At 57.7% G+C, this 2826-nt stretch carries 1 protein-coding gene and 1 pseudogene; one reads left to right on the top strand and one right to left on the bottom strand.

All coding sequences use genetic code 11. From position 1 onward, the window contains the following. Window positions 1-491: pseudogene (locus CP49_RS45960) on the top strand (alpha-amylase); the annotation flags it as partial. Here CP49_RS45960 and glgX read toward each other — a convergent pair. After that, on the bottom strand, window positions 488-2716 hold the full coding sequence (gene glgX / locus CP49_RS13100) for a glycogen debranching protein GlgX (RefSeq protein WP_057850665.1): 2229 nt from the start codon (window positions 2714-2716) through the stop codon (window positions 488-490). The pseudogene CP49_RS45960 and the gene glgX overlap by 4 nt on opposite strands. Window positions 2717-2826: the final 110 nt, after the last annotated feature.

A 2826-nucleotide genomic window follows, 5' to 3' on the forward strand; every position in this document is an offset into this window, starting at 1 on the left:
TCATCCGTCCTTCGCTTGGCCGCTGCAAGATACGCCATCACGGCGATTTGCATTTGGGCCAGGTGCTTGTAGCCAATGAAGACGCAGTCATTATTGACTTCGAGGGCGAGCCCAGCCGACCCTTGGCAGACCGGAGGCGCAAGGCTCCCGCTGCGCGCGATGTGGCAGGTGTGTTGCGCTCCCTGGACTACGCTGCCATGGCCTCGAGACGGCAGAGGCGGATGTCGGAAAAGCTCAACACTCCGGAGTCGCGAGCCTTATTTGCGTGGCGCGAACAGACAACAGATGGCTTTATGAGCGCCTATCAGGAGGCGATAGGCGCCTCCGTTCTGTGGCCAGACCGCACCGAGGACATGAAGTCGATGTTGAATTTCTTTTTGCTCGAAAAGGCGCTTTATGAGGTCGAATACGAGCTTTCCTACCGGCCGGCTTGGATTTCCGTGCCATTGCAAGGGGTCCTGCGCGTTCTCGAGGAAGGAGGCGTGGCCTAGACCTGAAGTGGAAATTCGGCAATGTCCATGATGGCACCAAGACCCTGGCGAAGCCGCCGCGTCATGGTCTCTCCCGTCGCGAGGCCGAGCACCAGCATTGATCGACCAGCCGCCTTTAAGCGGTGGCCAAACGGATAAACCGTCAAGGTCACATCCGGTGCATGCGTATCAATGAGGCCGGCCCAGGCCCGACCCTGCGGCACTTCGGGCAAGACGAATTCGACCAAATCATGATGCGCGTTGTAGATAAGGAGCAGCGTGGCATCCGAGCCTTGCCGTTTGGCACCAGTTTCCTGTGCCCTCCCGTCAAGCAGCATACCGAAACATCGCGTGGCCGGATTGTCCCAATCCGCTGTTCTCATCTCCCGGCCATTCGGAGCGAGCCAGCTTACGTCCTTCACGTCTAGCTCTTCATTGACGTTGCCGATGACAAACCTTGAGCGATGCAGGATGGGAAAGGCCTGCCGGGTTGCGATTAGCTTACGGACGAATTCCCGCAAGGCCCGGCCTTCGGCCGAGTTACCGAGCCAGTTGAGCCATGTCGTGTTGTTGTCCTGGGCATAGGCATTGTTGTTGCCACCTTGGGTATGGCCAAACTCATCACCAGCGAGGATCATAGGCGTCCCGTGCGACAGCAGCGTCGTCGCTAGGAGATTGCGCTTTTGCTGCTCGCGAAGCTCGATGATCTCCGGATCATCAGTCGGCCCTTCAGCGCCGTGATTCCACGAATGATTGTCCGAGTGTCCGTCGCGGTTGTCTTCGCCATTGGCCTCGTTGTGTTTATCATTGTAGGAAACGACGTCGTTCAGTGTGAAGCCATCATGCGCCGTAACGAAATTGACGGACGACCATGGCCTGCGGCCACGCTTGTTGAAGAGGTCGCCCGATGCGGTGATGCGCCGCGCAAATTCGGGTGTCATGCCCTCATCCCCTTTCCAGAAGCGCCGCACGTCATCCCTGAATTTATCATTCCATTCCGCCCATCCCGGGGGAAATCGGCCGACTTGATAGCCGCCCGGGCCGACATCCCAAGGCTCGGCGATCAGCTTGACAGACGAAAGGATCGGATCCTGCCGACAGGCATCCAGAAAGCCGCCGCCTTCATCGAAACCGTAGGGCTCCCTCGCAAGAATGGTCGCAAGGTCGAAGCGGAAACCATCCACGCGCATTTCGGTCGCCCAGCGCAGGCTGTCCGCGACCATCTGGAGCACGCGCGGGTGCGACAAGTTTACGGTATTGCCGGTACCGGTATCATTGATGTAGTAGCGCTTCTGGTCCGGAAGCAGGCGATAATAGCTCGCATTATCGATGCCCTTGAAGGAAAGCGTTGGCCCGAGTTCGTTCCCTTCGGCAGTATGATTATAGACGACGTCGAGAATCACCTCGATACCATGGGCGTGGAACTGGTTGACGGCCTCCTTGAACTCATTCGCAAAAAGCGTCTTGAGATAGCGCGGCTCGGGCGCGAAAAACGCAAGCGAGTTATAGCCCCAATAGTTGCGAAGACCCTTCTCCACAAGGTGACTATCGTCCACAAATGCATGGATGGGCAAGAATTCAGCGCTCGTGATCCCAAGCGCGCGAAGATAGGCAGGGATATGCGGATGGCAAAGTCCGGCGAAGGTACCGCGGTCGCCTTCCGGTACAAGCGGATGGCTTCGGGTAAAACCTTTGACGTGCATCTCGTAAAAGATGGTGCGGTCCCAGGACACCTCGAGCTTTGCCGCATGGCCCCAGGTGAAGGCGGGGTCTATCACGCGGCACTTTTGCATAAGATGCGCGCTGTCGCGTGAATCGAAGGACTTGTCCTTGTCTGGGTGACTGAGCTCATAGCCGAATAGTTCTGGTCCCCAACGCAGCGCGCCCACAAGCTGCTTAGCATAAGGATCAATCACGAGCTTGTTGGGATTGAAACGATGTCCCGCATCTGGCTCGTAAGGGCCGTGGATCCGGTAGGCGTAGACTGTGCTCGGACGTGCGGTCGGCATATAACCGTGCCAGACTTCATCGGTGTATTCGGGCAGCTCGATGCGTTCGATCTCTTTCTTTCCGCCGTCATCGAAGAGGCAGAGCTCGACCTTAGTGGCATGAGCCGAAAACAGCGCGAAATTAACGCCAAGGCCATCCCAGGTGGCTCCAAGCGGGAAGGGCTTACCTTCCAGTACCGGAGCATGCCGAAGGCTTGCCGCCGCCAGGGCCAGTCTCTTATCCTTGACCTTGTTCATGAACAATCCCGACGCATCCCCTGCAACGCGCGAGGGCGGCTATGTGCTAGCCAGTAAAAGCACTATCCATGCTTTGGTTCCTGCCACCTACCAGGCGTAAAAAAGCACCC

The organism is Bradyrhizobium valentinum, from assembly GCF_001440405.1.
GTDB classification, from domain to species: domain Bacteria; phylum Pseudomonadota; class Alphaproteobacteria; order Rhizobiales; family Xanthobacteraceae; genus Bradyrhizobium; species Bradyrhizobium valentinum.